General features: G+C 50.9%; 14 protein-coding genes. 8 read left to right on the forward strand and 6 right to left on the reverse strand.

Features of this window, described 5'->3' with window-relative positions:
* Positions 1–288: 288 nt before the first annotated feature.
* Complete coding sequence (locus O4H49_RS01315) at positions 289–1383, forward strand: hypothetical protein (protein ID WP_269421601.1); 1095 nt, start codon at positions 289–291, stop codon at positions 1381–1383.
* Positions 1384–1522: 139 nt separating this feature from the next.
* Here O4H49_RS01315 and O4H49_RS01320 read toward each other — a convergent pair whose 3' ends face one another.
* The 4 genes from O4H49_RS01320 to nth all read right to left on the reverse strand — a co-directional run bounded on the left by O4H49_RS01320 (position 1523) and on the right by nth (position 4926).
* A complete protein-coding gene (locus O4H49_RS01320) occupies positions 1523–2290 on the reverse strand; it encodes an SDR family NAD(P)-dependent oxidoreductase (protein ID WP_269421602.1) in 768 nt (255 codons plus the stop codon).
* A gap of 149 nt (positions 2291–2439) precedes the next feature.
* Positions 2440–3471: a M48 family metallopeptidase gene (locus O4H49_RS01325; protein ID WP_269421603.1), complete on the reverse strand. Its 1032-nt coding sequence runs from the start codon at positions 3469–3471 to the stop codon at positions 2440–2442.
* Between the two features lie 57 nt (positions 3472–3528).
* Positions 3529–4089: a LemA family protein gene (locus O4H49_RS01330; protein WP_269421604.1), complete on the reverse strand. Its 561-nt coding sequence runs from the start codon at positions 4087–4089 to the stop codon at positions 3529–3531.
* 183 nt (positions 4090–4272) lie between these two features.
* On the reverse strand, positions 4273–4926 hold the full coding sequence (gene nth / locus O4H49_RS01335) for an endonuclease III (protein ID WP_269421605.1): 654 nt from the start codon (positions 4924–4926) through the stop codon (positions 4273–4275).
* A gap of 145 nt (positions 4927–5071) precedes the next feature.
* On the opposite strand from nth, the gene O4H49_RS01340 reads away from it, so the two are divergent.
* Positions 5072–7285 carry a methyl-accepting chemotaxis protein gene (locus tag O4H49_RS01340; RefSeq protein WP_269421606.1) on the forward strand — a complete coding sequence of 738 codons (2214 nt, stop codon included), beginning with the start codon at positions 5072–5074 and terminating at the stop codon, positions 7283–7285.
* A gap of 65 nt (positions 7286–7350) precedes the next feature.
* Here O4H49_RS01340 and O4H49_RS01345 read toward each other — a convergent pair whose 3' ends face one another.
* The gene (locus O4H49_RS01345) at positions 7351–8268 is read right to left on the reverse strand and encodes a DMT family transporter (protein WP_269421607.1); all 918 of its coding nucleotides are present in this window, start codon (positions 8266–8268) and stop codon (positions 7351–7353) included.
* Between the two features lie 204 nt (positions 8269–8472).
* Between O4H49_RS01345 and O4H49_RS01350 the strand changes: the two genes are divergently transcribed.
* The 6 genes from O4H49_RS01350 (at position 8473) to pgmG (ending at position 14766) form a co-directional block, all read left to right on the forward strand.
* Positions 8473–9324, forward strand: a complete 852-nt coding sequence (locus tag O4H49_RS01350; RefSeq protein WP_269421608.1) for a division plane positioning ATPase MipZ — start codon at positions 8473–8475, stop codon at positions 9322–9324.
* A 219-nt stretch (positions 9325–9543) separates the two neighbouring features.
* Positions 9544–10200 carry a VWA domain-containing protein gene (locus O4H49_RS01355; RefSeq protein WP_269421609.1) on the forward strand — a complete coding sequence of 219 codons (657 nt, stop codon included), beginning with the start codon at positions 9544–9546 and terminating at the stop codon, positions 10198–10200.
* 63 nt (positions 10201–10263) lie between these two features.
* A complete protein-coding gene (locus tag O4H49_RS01360) occupies positions 10264–11010 on the forward strand; it encodes a DnaJ domain-containing protein (protein ID WP_269421610.1) in 747 nt (248 codons plus the stop codon).
* A gap of 64 nt (positions 11011–11074) precedes the next feature.
* Positions 11075–11944 (forward strand): UTP--glucose-1-phosphate uridylyltransferase GalU, encoded by an 870-nt coding sequence (gene galU / locus O4H49_RS01365; RefSeq protein WP_269421611.1) that lies wholly within the window; start codon positions 11075–11077, stop codon positions 11942–11944.
* A gap of 72 nt (positions 11945–12016) precedes the next feature.
* Positions 12017–13342, forward strand: coding sequence for a UDP-glucose dehydrogenase family protein (locus O4H49_RS01370; RefSeq protein WP_269421612.1), 1326 nt, complete (start codon positions 12017–12019; stop codon positions 13340–13342).
* Between the two features lie 50 nt (positions 13343–13392).
* Entirely contained in the window at positions 13393–14766 is a 1374-nt protein-coding gene (pgmG, locus tag O4H49_RS01375) for a phosphoglucomutase/phosphomannomutase PgmG (RefSeq protein ID WP_269421613.1), read from the forward strand.
* 108 nt (positions 14767–14874) lie between these two features.
* Here the strand turns inward: pgmG and O4H49_RS01380 are convergent, their stop codons facing one another.
* Positions 14875–16137: a D-alanyl-D-alanine carboxypeptidase family protein gene (locus O4H49_RS01380; protein WP_269421614.1), complete on the reverse strand. Its 1263-nt coding sequence runs from the start codon at positions 16135–16137 to the stop codon at positions 14875–14877.
* Positions 16138–16284: the final 147 nt, after the last annotated feature.

A 16284-nucleotide genomic window follows, 5' to 3' on the forward strand; every position in this document is an offset into this window, starting at 1 on the left:
ATGGCTGCAGGTGAAAAACGCATAGCTAAATGGTTGTAATTAATTATCCTCGAGAGAGATTTGTTTCCTGATTATCGGCACTGATTTTCGTTAATGTATTGTGCTTATAGAGAAAATTCCCTGGTGTCCCTAGCTTTTTTTGATTAAGGACTCGTTAAGATTAAGAGAATAAACTAAGAGTAATCAGATTTTTATCGGAGCACGTAGCTCAACCGCATGGATTGTCAGAGAGAACGGTTGAATTATTTTTGACAGGCGATCATGTGGAGGCCTCAGGAGGAGGAAAAAATGGCACTTTCTACTTTGGGACTGCTGCAGCAGGGCCTCGACAGGCTGCGTGGATTCCCTGACCCGTCTTTAGGGAAAACACTTCCCCAGAATGCTGACGCCGCAGGTAATGCAGCCGGACAAGGGCATGCCTATGGAAAAAATTCCCTCGCAGGTGAAGCGGGCTCAGGCAAGTCCGGGCGACCTCCTCTCAAGGATGCTGTTGATGTTCCCGCCAGTTTTCTGAAAAACAGGGCTGGAGATGTTGAGAAGGGCAGCAATCAACAAACGTCAGATGTAGCCGTTAGTCCAAGTGAAGCAATACAAAAGCTTCTCGGGTCGGCACTTGATGCTATTGTCGGCACGCTGGCTGACGTTTTTGAGCGTCTTGGCAGTACGAAAGAGGCGGCACTCGAGTTTGCGCAAGGCCTGGTCAATTCTATCAAACAGGCTGCCAGCAGTTCGGATGAGTTCAGCTTCTCTTTTGAACAGGCTGTATCTATCAACTCTCGCAAGTCGGTTTCCTACAGCGGGGCTGATGGCACAGGGTCGGGAGTCACAGAAAAGGCCTATCTTGCCGTTCAGTCGCTGGATATCTATGTGAATAACAAAACCGGCGAGTTCTCTTTTAATTTTGCTTCGGTTCAGGCTGAAGTAACGAAAACCACGGCTGTTGCCCAATCGTCTTCGGCAGCGGGTGCGGCTTCGGCTCTGGGGAATGTGTTCCAGGCGCTTGGAAATGATTCGCTGCTGGATGCAGGCAATGGTCTGGGGCTGGACAAGGCAGGAAAAGGGATTAGTGAAATCCTCAGCCAGCTTGTAGGGAACCCAAAACGGGATGCCGCTGCGGAGGAGGGCAGTCCTGTTCTTGATGGAATACCGCTGATCGGCCTGCCGATAGAAGAGCCGTTAATATCCTTGCGCGAACGCGAAGAGATCCCGGCCCGTGGCGAAGGGGAAGACTCTTTTACCCGTTTTCGGGCTGATCTTCTCGTGCCGTTGGGGCAACTGTTCAACGGACAGGATGGTCCCGTGCTGGAGGATCGGCAGGGTGTCAGACACCTGTTGCGTGAAGGGCTGGCAGATTTTGCGCCCCGTGTCGGCGTTGATGCCTGAAGATACAGGGTTCATTATCGAACGCGTATTATGACGGCAAAGGGTTTCGGAGGATCTCCTCCGGAAAGCAGAGTGCAGAGTATGTGTATTTGTAATAAAACCAGAGAGCGTTATTTTGCTCTCTGGTTTTATTTTGTTCTCAGGGGCGAGCGAGCAGACCTCCATCGACAACCAACTCTGTCCCGGTGATATAGCTGGCGTGATCTGACAAGAGGAACAAGGTTGCGTTGGTCATATCCTGAGTCGTACCAGCCCGACCCAGTGGGATAACTTTTTCAGTAGCTTTTTGAATAGCAGGATCCTTGACCCATCGATCCTGCATCGGCGAGACTGTTGGCCCCGGCAGCAATGAGTTGGAACGGATGCCATCAGCAGCACCTTCCATGGCAACGGTCTTTGACAGGGAAATAATTCCGGCTTTTGAAGCCTGATAGGCAACCTGGGGTTTGTCGTCCCCGCGCATGGCCTGAACTGATGCAACATGGACCATGGCACCGCCCCCGGTCTTGCGCATTAAAGGCAAGGCGTGACGGCAGGTAATGACCATGGACTTGAGATTGATACTGATGATTCGGTCCCAGGCATCAAGATTGACTTCTTCTGTAGAACGGTCTTGATCAAACCAGAGTACCCCGGCGGCATTGACGAGATAATCAAGACGTCCGGTCCGGGTAAAAGCAGCGTTCATAACCTGGTTTATAAAGACATCATCGGTGATATCTCCTTTGGCCATTACTGCCTGTCCTGGTCCCTGGGCTGTGAGATCAATTTCTGGTTCCTTGATGTCAATAAGAACGACATAGGCACCTGCCCGGACCAGGTCCAGAGCGATATTTAACCCCATACCGCCTGCGGCACCGGTTATAACGGCGGTTTTTCCCGAAAAACCAGTGTCTGAAAAACTCATGTGATGTTCCTGAAAAATGGGGTCCGTACTGTCATCAGTAATGCCAGCGGAAGATTGATGTCTGGTCAGAATAATAGCTGGAATTAAATCTTTAAACACAGATTATTCATCAAGGGCCAGCCGTGAAAGATGATCTGGAATAATCCCGGTTATGCAAGATTCATCAGTCGTTTGATTCGCAGTGAGGTCGCGGGGTGAGTCGAGGTCAGGTCCCCGGCAGTTTCACTGAAGGCCCGGTTGGGGTTTATGATAAAGAGATGTTCTGTCGCGCTGTTCTTTTGGGCCAGATGGGCATGGTCATTGATTTTTAACAGAGCTGATGCCAGCCCTTTTGGATTACGGGTTAACTGGGCGGCGGTTGCATCTGCAAGATATTCCCTTTCACGGGAAATCGCCATACGGACGAGCAACGCCACGATCGGGGCAAGAATGGCAGCGAGTAGCCATACAGCACCGACAATAATCATAATCAATCCGGCGCCTTTTGAATCACTGTCCTTTGACCGGGAAGACCGGGGGGAAAAGAACAGGCGCGACAGGCGGAGCATGATTTCAGCAAAGACTGCAATCAGACCTGCACCAACAGCAACCAGAACTGCATACTGAACATCCCGATTCAGGATATGGGCGATTTCGTGAGCAACGACCCCCTGCAGCTCTTCGCGAGTAAGTTCGTTATAAAGTCCCGACGTCACGGTCACTGCTGCAAGGTCGGGGCGCAGGCCTGTGGCAAAGGCATTCATTCCTTCGTCTTGAATAATATAGACTTCAGGTTTCGGGAGGCCAGAGGCGATTGCCATCTCTTCAACCACGTTGTGCAGCCTGCTATAGTCCTCTGCGTCTGCTTTAATGGCACTGTTGAGACTGAGGAGTGTTCTGTCCGCAAAAAGCCAGGTCCAGCAGAGGGAAAGAAGTGAAAAAATGAACATGCCTATAGCGGCGAATAGTCCCCACTCGCTTTTCAGGGTATGTCGCAAGATTTCAAGTGTTTCGCTGCGGGGGCGGATCAGATCAAGTGCCGGATGTGCCCCTGTCAGAATTTCTGCAGCCCAGCCTGATACATACCCCAAGCCAACGGCTGTTGTAATCATGATCAAGCAGAGAACAAGTGAATTACGCCTGTTACGGGCTTGGGCACTTTTGAAATCGGTCGACTGGACCACAAGAGAGGCAGTGCTCATGCAAAGACGGTTTCCTGAATGATATCGGTGAGGGAAGGAGTGGGGACCAGACGAGACCTAGAAGGATACAGTCGGTGCATCCTGGAGGTAGTTGCGGGTGACATCGTCCAGTTCCCAAAGGTCTTCCATCTTGAATTTGAATATATTTGCAAAAATATTGGAAGGAAACTGCTGCACCTGATTGTTTTGTTCTGTTGCAACATCGTTGTAATGCTGACGGGCAAAAGCAACCTTGTTCTCGGTTGTCGTCAGTTCTTCTGTCAGGTTGCGGACATTGCCCTGAGACTTGATGTCAGGGTAATTTTCCATCACAGCCAGGAGATTGGCGGTGGCATTGGATAAAAGGTTATTGCTCTCGATCGCCTCACTCCGGCTTCCGGCGGAGGCGGCGCGGGCACGGGCTTCGGTGACTTCTGTCAGGACGGCCTTTTCGTGCGCCATAAAACCCTTGACGGTTTCGACGAGGTTGGGGATCAAGTCGATACGACGTTTGAGCTGGACATCGATCTGCCGCCAGGCATTTTCAACAGAGTTGCGTCCCGAAACCAGCTTGTTGTAGGTCATGATGGCATATAGTGCCGCAATAACGACAAGGCCTAGAAGAATATATTCGGTCATGATTTGTCCTGTGGCTGTGCTCTGTTGTCGATGAAAAGAGAAAGGTTGTCGGGCTGAAAAGTCATTGGCGAGTTCGCAGTAGGTTTGCCCTGTTTTATAACTTTACGCGATGACGATGAACAGTCGGTTTTTCCCGGGCGCTTTGGGTTCTATTGTAATTTACAGGCAGAAAAGGCAACAAAATCAGGATTTTCTGGTTTTAACGGGTTTGGTTCTTTCCGGGTAACAAGTGGTGCAAATTTCGCATTTTGTGCCATCACACCCGCGTGCTGAACAATATTCACGTCCATAATAGATGATTTCGAGATGCAGGTCGTTCCAGCGCTCTCGACGGAAAAGTCTTTTGAGATCTTTTTCTGTCGTTTCAACATTCTTGCCATTGCTCAGTCCCCAACGTTGTGCCAGTCGGTGAATGTGGGTGTCGACGGGGAAGTTCGGGACGCCGAAAGCCTGTGACATTACGACGCTGGCTGTTTTGTGCCCTACACCGGGCAGTTCCTCCAGGGCTTCCAATGACTGGGGGACCTCGCCATCATACCGTTCTACCAGGATCCGGGAGAGTTCGGAAATAGCGCTGGACTTTCTGGGAGACAGACCACAGGGGCGGATAATGGCCCGGATTTCCTCGACAGGAACCTGTGCCATATCAAAAGGGTTGTCAGCACGAGAAAAGAGGGCAGGCGTGATTTTATTGACCCGTTCATCTGTACATTGAGCCGAGAGTAAAACCGCGACCAGAAGCGTGTAGGGGTCTTTATGATCCAGCGGAATAGGAAGGGTCGGATAGAGTTCCTTCAGTCGCCGATCGATATATTCAACACGTTGTTTTTTAAGCATTCTGAAATATGTCTCAAATTTCTTTATATTTTTCTCTGGCAGTTACCTTATTTTAACGCTCGGACCGAATAATCAAATCGGAAGCTATAAAAGCAACATCTTATTGTCTCGCAAAGAGCCATATCTAACAAGGTCGGGTTAAGTCGTGTCAGAAACAAAATCGAACACCCTTGATGAGCAACCGGAAGAGGTTGCTGTTGAGGCAGAGGTGCTGGAAGAAGCACAGCTTGATGTATATACAGATGCCGAGATCGAAACAGAGGTCAGCCGGACTACTTTTCTGGGGAATTTTTCTGTATCAACGCGTATCTATGCGTTGATGTTGCTGGGTATTGTCGCCCTGGCAGTGATTTGCTCGATCTTTTTTGTCGGAGATATGATGCTGGCCAAAAGCCAGGAGCAGCTGGCTGAAAACCAGTCCAGGCTTGAAGAGAGTCAGATTGCCCTGTCGGCAGACCAGGAAAAGCTCGAAAATGCGCAGCAAATTCAGAAACTCGTCGATGAGATTGATGTTGGCATTAATCGCCTTGCCCTGAGTGAAAAGGATTTTCTGCTCAAGAGTGATCTGAAATATGAGGATCAGTTTTTTGCCGCGATGGATGTTGTTAATGCCAAACTCAAAGAACTGGAAGCTCTGTCAGAAGCGCCTGCTTTGAAAGAGGGACTTACGGCATTGAGAGGGAACCTCAGAACCTACGAAGAAAGTTTTGGTAAGGTTGTTGAGGATAAAAATACCCTTGGCCTGACAAAAAACGCGGGGTTGAAAGGGCGCCTGAACAACTCTGCCTTTGCAATCGAAGACAGCCTGAAAGCCCCTTATCTGATCAAGCTGGCAGGGGAGATGACAACAATCCGTACTGTTGAGAAAAGCTTTATCATCTCGCATGAGAAAGAGGATATGGACGATGTTCTCAACCAGGGAAAAAAGTTTTTACGGAATGTGAAATACGCGCTGCTTTCAAAAGATGAGAAAAAGAATATTCAGACACTGGTCGAGACCTATCTGAGCGACTTTGAAAAATTCGCGTCAACGACGCTCAGTTTTGATGGCGGAACGGATCAACTGGTTCAGGCTTTTGGCACGCTTCATGCCCCGATCAAGTCAATGGGGACCTATAGCAAGGAAGAGCTGGAGGCGATCGCTGACCGGGTGAGCAACGTTTCGTCGACCGTTGAAGCCATTTCCGCTGATGTCAAAAGTGTTTCGGCAGAAGCTGCTGACAATGCCAGCGCAGTGCGTAACCTGATTATCGGGGCCGGCATCGTCATCTTTATTCTTATGGTCGGAATTGGGGTGGTTGTGCTCAGGAGCCTGACCGGACCTATCCGTTTGATCACCGATGTTACAACCCGGCTGTCCGAAGGAAACAAGGACGTTGATATCCCTGCAGTGGAGAATCAGGACGAAGTCGGCGAAATGGCCCGGGCACTTCTGGTGTTCAAGGAAAACCTGATCGAACGCGAGAGAATTGAAGAGGAACAGGAAGTACAGCGCAAGGAACGAGAGGCGCGTGCGCTGCGTCTTGAGGAATTGGCAAAGGTATTCGATAGCGATGTTCGCGATGTTCTTGCCGCCTTGCAGAATTCAACAGGGCGGATGGGTGACACAGCAAATACAATGTCTGATGTGGCTGAAGAAACCAAAGCCCAGTCTGCAGCTGTGGCCTCGGCATCAGATCTGGCCTCCACCAACGTTCAGACTGTGGCATCCGCTGCGGAGGAACTGTCTGCTTCTATTAACGAGATCAGCCGCCAGGTGATGGAATCTGCCAATGTCACAAACCGTGCGGTTTCAGAGGCAAGCAAAACCAGCCAGACGGTACAGCAACTGTCTGAAGCGGCACAAAAAATTGGAGAGGTTGTGCACCTCATCAATGATATTGCCGAACAGACCAATCTACTGGCCTTGAACGCGACCATTGAGGCTGCCCGAGCTGGTGAAGCAGGCAAGGGCTTTGCGGTGGTGGCTTCCGAGGTTAAATCCCTTGCCAACCAGACAGCCAAGGCAACGGAAGAGATTTCCGAACAGATCGCGACAATGCAGCGCCAGACCGGCTCTGCTGTGACCGATATTGAAGGTATCAGCAAGATTATCAACCAGGTAAACGAAATCGCTTCGGGTATTTCTGCCGCGGTTGAGGAGCAGGGAGCTGCAACGCAGGAAATTGCCCGCAATACCCAGGAAGCAGCTCGTGGAACCCAGGAAGTCTCGTCCAATATTTCGGGGGTCAGTATGGCTGCCGAGAAATCAGGGCAGGCTTCTCAGGAAGTAAAAAAGGCGGTAGGTGATCTTAAGTCCCAAGGTGACCGTCTTAATGGTCAGGTGCGGGATTTCCTTCGGGAAATCAAATCAGCCTAAGAGAATCTGTCATTGGACTTAACAGGGGGGGAGGGCGATGGTCCTGCCCCCCTGTTAATTTGGGATCATTTTTTGTGATCATTTTTCAGGGAAAGAAACCAGTCTAGAGACAGGCGACTGACCGCGATCCCGGAAAGGATCATGGCGAGCGCCAGAAGTGTTTCTGCCGGGAGGCGTTCGCCCAGGAATACAGTCCCCCAGATAACGCCAAAAACCGGGACGAGATAGCCGACATATGACACAAAGGTATAGTTGACCTCTCTGATCAGATAGAAGCGGAGTATAAAGGCCAGCGCTGTCGGAATAGCCCCAAGATAGACCAGAGCTGCCAGCGTTGATGAACTACTCGCAGAAAGGCTCTGCCAGGGGGAGTCGAGCAACAGGCTGAAGGGGAGGATCTGTAGCGTTGCCACAAGCAGGATCGAAGCCGTGGTTATCGTGTTTGATGTCTCCTGGACACGTTTGACGAGGAGTCCGGAGCCAGCATAGCACATGGCGGCAACCATGGTTGCCAGCTGGGCAGGAACATCCTTTCCGAACTCGGAAAAACTGTCGAAGCCAAGAATCAGTAATACGCCGGAAAAACCAATTATGACGCCCAGGAGCTTGAAGAGGGTAAAGCGGTCATCAGTACTGAAAAAGTGGGAAAGAACAAGGGCGAGCAGGGGGCCTGTTGCCATCAAAATCGCGGTCAGGCCAGATTCAATGTACTGCTCGGCCCAGCTGATCAGGGTAAAAGGAGCAGCCATCGTGAAAAAGCTGACGAAAAAAATCTGTATCCAGAATTTTTTGTCGCGAGGGAGGTAGAGACCACGACTGCGCATGTAACCATAGATGATGATTGTTGCGACCAGCAATCTGGAAGCCGCGATTGTCGCAGGAGGGACTTCGTGAACAGTGATCTTGATGGCCAGGAAAGCTGACCCCCATATCGCTGCAAGCAGGATGAGAATCAAAGTGTCCTTGAGCGTGGGGTTTCGCATTTATGTTCCGTTTCCGTTCCTGCGTCTGGTTAGAGTGGTATCGTTAAACTCATTGTCCAGGCAAGGAAAAATGATTGTAACGGCTTATTGCACGATTGCTGTGACAGAGATAGGGCGGTAAGGTGACGCCGATGTTCTTTGGCCTGTTAAGGCCCCTGAAAGAAGCAGAAAATTTCAAAGTAAATAACAAAGTAGTGTTCCAGGATGTCCGAGATCAAAGAACAGCATCGCCCCCGTATTATCGTTGTCGGTAATGAAAAAGGTGGTTCTGGCAAGTCGACCACCTCCATGCATTTGATCGTATCCCTGCTCAGGGAGGGGTTCAGTGTTGGCACTATTGATCTGGATGCCCGGCAGGGGACCCTGTCTCGCTATATAGAAAACCGGCAACATTTTGTTCAAACGACCAAGGCGCAGATTTCGGTGCCCGAACACAGAAGGGTTTATCGCTCTGCAGTGGAGGATAACGAACTTAGCAAGCAGGAAGATCGCCAGAATCTGGAACAGGCGATGGAAGAATTATGGGATCGGGATTATCTGGTATTTGATACGCCCGGGAGTGACAATTATCTTTCCCGGCTTGGTCATAGTTATGCAGATATTCTGATTACCCCCCTCAATGACAGCTTTCTCGATATGGATATGCTGGCAAAAATAGAGGTTGTGGATGACGATCTGAAGCTGACTCCAAGTACCTATAGCCAGATGGTCTGGGAACAGCGCCAACAACGGGCTATCCAGCGAAAACGGCCAATTGACTGGGTGGTAATGCGTAATCGGCTTTCGCATATTGATGCAAAGAACAAACGTGACATGGGGTTGCTGCTGGAACATCTGGCCAAACGGCTACAGTTCCGCTTGGCTCCGGGCTTTGGGGAGCGGGTGATTTTTCGCGAACTTTTTCCAAAAGGCTTAACGCTTCTGGACCTTGATTCGGAAGATGCCGGAATCTCGCTGAGTATGAGCCATGTTGCCGCGCGCCAGGAGGTGAGGAGCCTGCTGCAGGCCATTGGTCTCAGTGGAGAAATGGCTATAGAACACCCTGAAACAATTTAATTCTCCTGTATCCACAAGTAATGTTTGAGGAAAGCCGGAGCGAAGAAAATCCTATTGGTCCCTTTTGTGCGACGATAGTGATGATTATATATTTTGATGGAAATAGCCTTTACACTGGATCTTCATCGTTCCAGAAGCTTTTGATCTCCTGAAGGAAGCAGCGTGCCAGAGCAGAGACCATCCAAGCAAAAGATTGCGCTTCGATCTTCGAAAGATGAGGTGAGTGCTTTTTTGACAAAGCTGGAGCAGACCCCGGTCAGGGGAACTGAAAGAGGTCGCCTTGTCTTTGCCATGGATGCGACAGCAAGTCGCCAGTTCACATGGGATCAGGCCTGCTATATTCAGGCGATGATGTTCGAAGAAGCGGGAAGGGTTGGCGGTCTGGATATCCAGCTGATTTTTTTCCGCGGTTTCCGGGAGTGCAAGTCAACGGCCTGGATCTCTTCGGCACAGCAGTTACAAAAATTGATGACATCGGTTCAATGTTTGGCGGGTAAGACCCAGATCCGCAAGGTCCTGAAAAAAACACTGGAGGAAACCCAGAAAAAACATGTGAATGCATTGGTTTTTGTTGGTGATGCCATGGAGGAAGATGTGGATGAACTTGGGCACCTGGCTGGGCAGCTCGGGCTGCACGCTGTGCCCTGTTTCATGTTTCACGAGGGACGGGACCCTTTGGTGGAAAATGTGTATCGTCAGGTTGCCCGCCTTTCTGGTGGCGCCTATTGCCCCTTTGACGAAGGCGCTGCTCAACAGCTCAGAGAACTGTTATCAGCTGTTGCTGTTTTTGCTGCAGGCGGGCGGCGGGCCTTGACCGACTTCAGCAAGGGCAAAAAAGGGGGGGCGACCTTGTTGTTAACGCAACTGGGGAAATAGAATCCTTGTTCCAGCCTAAGGTGAGTTTTAAACCCGGATTGCCCCTTTGGGGTTGATAAGTGGGTGAAGGAGAATGATGCTGTGATTGCCTATTTTCTGGCTGGGGTGGCTTTGCTTCTGGCCCTGATTTTCCTGGCTCAGTGGTACAGTCAGGCTTCTCCCTCGACCATTATAAAAACCCTGAAGCGGCTTGCGATCTCGCTTGGCCTTTTTGTTGCCTTGTTTCTGATTTTAACTGGCCGCGTTTTATTGGTTTTGGGTGCCTTGCCTCTGCTGCTGCCTGTACTTCTAAGGTATCGTGGAATTTTGCAGCGATTGAAAATGGCAAGGGGGCCGGCTCCAGGGCAATTTTCGGAAGTCGTGACCCGGTTTTTGCAAATGAGACTGGACCATACAAGCGGTGAGATGAGCGGTCAGGTCATCTCTGGTACTCATGAAGGGAAATCCTTATCTGATCTGCCCCCTGAAGTGATTGCGCAGCTATACCGGGATTATCGGCTGGCGGATACTGAATCTGCTGATCTTATTCTGGCATATGCTCAACGCCGGTTTGGAAGTGACTGGATGCAGGAAGAAGACGGGGCAACGGCTCAGGATTCCAGAGAAAATAAAGAGGGCTTGTCTGATGCTGTTATGGATAAAAAGCAGGCGCTGGAAATACTGGGGTTGAAAAAAGGGGCTTCTGCCGAGGAAATTCGCGAAGCTCATCGATCCCTGATGCAAAAGCTGCATCCCGATCACGGGGGAAGTACATTTCTGGCAACCCAGATTAACAGGGCGAAAGATGTGCTATTGAAAGGCCCGGGTTGAGTTCGCTGTGTCTCTATGGCATGACGTGTGTTGTTTAATTCTAGAATAAGGAGTGGGGGCACCGATGCGCCGACCCGTTCGTAAAGCAATATTTCCTGTTGGTGGTCTTGGCACAAGATTTTTACCAGCAACCAAAGCCATGCCGAAAGAAATGCTGCCTGTGGTTGACAAGCCCTTGATACAGTATGCTGTTGAAGAGGCAAAGGCCGCAGGAATTGAAGAGTTTATCTTTGTCACGGGTCGAGGAAAGGCCGCGATAGAGAACCATTTTGACCGGGAATACGAGCTTGAAGCTGTGTTGCAGTCGCGCGGCAAGCACAAGGAACTGGAAGACCTTTCCTCTTTGTTGCTTGAAGCGGGCAGTGTCACCTATACCCGGCAGCAGGAACCCCTGGGGTTGGGGCACGCAGTATGGTGTGCAAGAAATCTGATCGGCGACGAACCTTTTGCTGTCTTGCTGGCAGATGACCTGGTGAAATCCGATCAGCCGTGTCTCAAACAGATGGTTGAACATTACGAGGACGTTGGCGGCCATCTTGTTGCCGTAATGGACGTGCCGAGAGAGCATACCAATCGCTATGGTATTCTTGATGTGGTCGAGGAAAAAGGTCCTCTGGCCCGAGCACGGACTCTGATTGAAAAGCCAGATCCTGCGGAAGCGCCTTCGACCCTGTCAATTATTGGCCGCTATATTCTTGACCCCTCTGTTTTCAAAGAGCTGGACAAGAAACAACGCGGTGCCGGTGGCGAAATCCAGCTGACAGATGCGCTGGCCAAGACACTGGACGATGTTACCTTCCACGGATTACGTTTCGAGGGAACCAGGTTCGACTGTGGCAGCAAGGCAGGCTTTCTGGAAGCCACCATTGCTTTTGCGCTGGAGCGGGAAGATCTTGGTGTCCGGATGCGGGACATCCTCAACAAGTATGTATAAGTAACCGATTTCAAGCGGCCAGACGATATCCGTATCTTGTCTGCTGATTTGAAAGCGGCGTAGGAGATAATCATGCGTATTGCGATGCTTGGGACAGGCTATGTTGGTCTGGTATCCGGAACCTGTTTCTCTGAGTTCGGAACAGATGTCGTCTGTGTAGACAAGGATGAGGCAAAGATTGAAGGTCTGAGAAATGGGGTGATTCCTATTTTTGAACCAGGCCTTGAAACGCTGGTGAAAAAGAATGCGGCGGCGGGGCGTCTGAGCTTTTCTCTCGATCTGGCAGAAGCAGCCCGCGATGCAGATGCGATTTTTATTGCCGTTGGTACGCCTCCGGGCCCTCAGGATGGCCAGGCTGATCTTTCTTATGTCTATCAGGCGGCCCGGGAAATTGCGGCTGTTCTTGATGGCTACAAGGTTATTATCACCAAATCGACTGTTCCGGTCGGGACGGGGCGCGAAGTGGAACGGATAATCCGTGAAGCCCGCCCGGATGCTGATTTTGATGTCGTTTCAAACCCGGAGTTTTTACGCGAAGGCGCTGCGATCAACGATTTCATGCGCCCGGATCGCGTGGTTATCGGTGCCGAAAGCAAGCGGGCACAGGACGTTATGGCTGAACTGTATCGGCCACTCTACCTGATTGAAACACCGATCATTTTCACCAAGCTGGAAACTTCCGAGCTGATCAAGTATGCAGGCAACGCCTTTCTGGCGACCAAGATTTCCTTTATCAACCAGATGGCTGACCTGTGCGAGAAGGTTGGTGCTGATGTGCATCAGGTTGCCAAAGGTATTGGGCTGGATGGCCGGATCGGGCGAAAATTCCTTCATGCAGGGCCCGGGTATGGCGGCTCCTGTTTCCCCAAGGATACGCAGGCCCTTGCCTATACAGCCCGAGCGAACGGTGCTCCGGTGAGTTTGGTAGAGGACGTTATTTCATATAATGCTGCACGCAAGCGCGGTATGGCCGACAAGGTTATTGCGCATTGTGGCGGCACAGTTGCAGGAAAGAAGGTTGCTGTGCTTGGCCTTACCTTTAAGCCGAACACAGATGATATGCGGGATTCGCCGAGTTTGGATATTATCCCGATTCTCCAGGCCCAAGGGGCAACAGTCAGCGCCTATGATCCTGAGGGAATGGAAGAAGCAAAAAAACTTCTGTCAGATGTGACCTATTGTACTGGTGCCTATCAGGCCATGGAAGGCGCTGATGTGCTGGTTATCGTTACGGAATGGAATGAATTCCGGCGATTGGATATGGATAGAGTGAAGTCATTGCTTTCTGCCCCCTTGATTGTTGATCTGCGTAATATATATAGCCCGGCAGAAATGGCAGAAGACGGCTTTGAGTATCTCAGTATTGGCCGTCCCCTGTCTGCGTTTATGGATATCTGAGAAACAGATCTCACCTTTTGACCCTGTTTAACCTTTGGACTTGAACCAACGTGCACACTTTTCATCCGAGCATCATCCGGGAATATGATATTCGCGGAATTATTGACGAAACCCTCTTTCCTGCTGATGCCCGGGCCATAGGGCACGCTTTCGGCACGATTGTTCGCCGGGCCGGGGGCAACAAGGTTGCTGTCGGTTATGACGGACGTGTCTCTTCCCCGCTGTTGGCATCGGCAGTTGCCGAAGGACTTCGTGCGGCTGGTGTGACCGTCTATGCTGTAGGGCTTGGTCCCACGCCAATGCTGTATTTTGCGGCTTATACTCTGCCGGTTGACGGCGGGATCATGATTACCGGATCCCATAACCCGGGTAATCATAACGGTTTCAAAATCGTTCATAAGCGCAAGGCCTTTTTTGGCGATCAGATCAAGGAAATTTCCCGGCTGTCCAGTAGTGGCGACCTCGAAAATGGTACAGCTGATCTGATTCAACATCCGATTTTTGATGCCTATATTGCCCGGTTGCTGGAAGAGGTCAGCTTTAAGGATACTGGTCTGAAAGTTGTCTGGGATGCCGGAAACGGCGCAGCAGGGGATGCAATGACAGCACTTTGTGCCGCTCTTCCGGGGCAGCACAAACTTTTGTTTGCGGATATTGATGGCACCTTTCCCAATCACCACCCTGATCCGACAGTGCCGGAGAACCTGGTGGACCTGCGTTCGGCAGTGGCTGAGATGGGGGCAGATCTGGGGATTGCCTTTGATGGCGACGGGGACCGGATTGGCCTGGTGGATTCCGAAGGTGAAATTCTCTGGGGTGACCAGATCATGCTGCTCCTGGCGCGGGATATTCTCAAAGACAAACCCGGAGCAACAATTATTGCTGATGTTAAGGCCAGCCAGGTTCTGTTCAGCGAGATTGAAAAGGCCGGTGGCAATCCAATTATGTGGAAAACAGGCCATTCACATATCAAGTCCAAGATGATTGAAACCGGCGCCCCCTTTGCCGGGGAAATGTCGGCCCACCTTTTCTTCGCCGACCGTTATTACGGTTATGATGATGCGCTCTATGCCGCTGTCCGTGTTCTGAATATTATTGCAAAAACAGGACAGTCTCTTGCCGAGTTTCGCAAAGCACTGCCTGTTGTTGTCAATACACCGGAGTTGCGTTTTGACTGTGAGGAAGAGCGCAAATTCTGTGTCGTCGAGGAAGTCGCTGAACGCCTTTCAGCCGAGAAAGCCGATGTGGTTTCTGTCGATGGTGTGCGTGTCAATACATCTGATGGCTGGTGGCTATTGCGCGCCTCGAACACGCAGGCTGTGCTGGTTGCGCGCTGCGAGGCCTCAACACCAGCAGGTCTCGATCGCCTTAAAGCCCAGCTTGCTGCCCAATTGGCCGAGAGCAAGGTTAACCTGCCAAGCTGAACAGCTTGTCACAGTAAAATAAGTTCCTTATGGGGATAAAAAAATAGCCCGGGTTCAACCGGGCTATTTTTTTTAGGTCTAGTTATAAAATGACTTATCCGGGTTGGTTCAGAACAGACCTGGTGGAACAGCAACACAGGACATGCGTTTTTCCTTCAGCTCCCGGCAGGCGTTGCGGGCGGCGACTTCGTCGAGACCTTTGAGGCGCGCCCGATAGAGTGAGCCATCGGCTTTGTCGACCTGCTGGATATGAACCTGTGTGGCATCGTTATGGGATGTGATCTGGGCCTTCGCCTGGGCTGCTGCCATCTTTGCCGGTTCGTAATCGCTGAAGGCGCCAACCTGGATACCCCAGCTGTCGTCGCTGACGTTGCTGGTTTCTTCGCCGTTTTCTTCGATCGCGAGCCCCGTCGTTGTTGCCAGCGCGGCAATCTGTCCTGGAGCAGGGGAGGTTGAGGCGTTAACCAGAACAGGGCGCGGTGTTGGTGTTACTGGTGGTGGCGCAAGTGCAGCGACATCGCTTTCCCGAAGAGGATTGGGCTTGGGTACAGCAGGAAGCTTGGCAACTCTTGTAACGCCAACCTGTTTAAAGCTCTTGTCGAGAATATCTTTCATATGGCGATCACGAGAACGCCCCGTCTTTCCGCCAAAAACAACACCGATAAGGCGACGGTCATTGCGCAAAACGGAAGCAACGAGGTTGAAGCCCGAGGCATTGGTGTAGCCAGTCTTGATGCCGTCAGTCCCCTGATAGCTGGCGAGAAGCTTGTTGTGATTGTTGTAGGTGCGGTTCTTGTAAGAAAAACTCTGGGTCGAGAAGAGGCCGTAGTACTGGGGAAAGTCCCGCATCAGGGCCTTGGCCAGTGTTGCCATATCTCTTGCGGTGCTGAGCTGTCCCCGGTTAGGGAGGCCCGACGCATTGCGGAATGTGGTGTTGCTCATGCCGAGTTTGCGGGCCTGACTGGTCATCATGTTGGCAAAGGTGGTTTCCTTGCCACCGATAGCCTCTGCCATTACCACAGCGGCATCATTCGCCGATTTGGTGACCAGGGACATGATGACATCCCGGGTGGTGATCGTACTGCCAGGGGCCAATCCCAGTTTCGAGGGGGCCATCCCTGAAGCTCTCTTCGAAACAGGAAGTTTTTGCTCCATTTTCAATTTACCCTTTTCCAGGGCATCAAAAGCCATGTAAAGGGTCATCATCTTGGTCAAGGAGGCCGGATAATTTTTGACATCGGCGTTTCGGCTATAGAGAATCTCGCCTGTTTCTGCATCAAGGACAATAGATGCATACTTGGCATGTGCTGGTGCCATAAGCACAAACAGGGTTAGAAGCATTGTTGAGATGAGCTTCAGTCCTAGATTCATTAACTTCCCCTTACAAGACGGGCTTCCTGAATAACACCTTAAAGCGTGTTTCCAAAGTTGAGACTCAGCTTATTGATCTAAGCATTTAATACTGCAGGATTCTACATAAAGATGAATCCTCTGTCCAGTCGCCATTAGCTTGCCATA

Source organism: Kiloniella laminariae (genome assembly GCF_027214005.1).
Lineage (GTDB): Bacteria > Pseudomonadota > Alphaproteobacteria > Kiloniellales > Kiloniellaceae > Kiloniella > Kiloniella laminariae_A.